Raw genomic sequence first — 242 nt, forward strand, 5'->3', positions numbered from 1 at the left:
TCGCCTTCGCTGGCGCCCTCGTCGGCCATCGACTTCTTCGGCGCGGCCTTCTCCTTGGCGGGCTTTGCTTCCTTGGCCACTTCCTTAACAACAGGCGCGGGCGCTTCAGCGGCCGGCGCGGGCTCGGCTTTGGCAACGGGCGCGGGCGTCGGCGCCTCGATCGCAGTCTCGCGGAAGGCGCGCTCGAGCTCGTCGAGCGAGACCTCGCCCGGACGCAGCGGGCGCTCCAGGGTCTGGTCGAT

The 242-nt window shown here is 71.1% G+C and carries 1 protein-coding gene; it reads right to left on the reverse strand.

What is annotated here, in order from left to right:
* The coding region (locus tag RAD10_RS42425) for a hypothetical protein (RefSeq protein ID WP_461622082.1) at nucleotides 1–242 on the reverse strand (242 nt) is incomplete at both ends.

Source organism: Bradyrhizobium sp. 23AC, assembly GCF_054863025.1.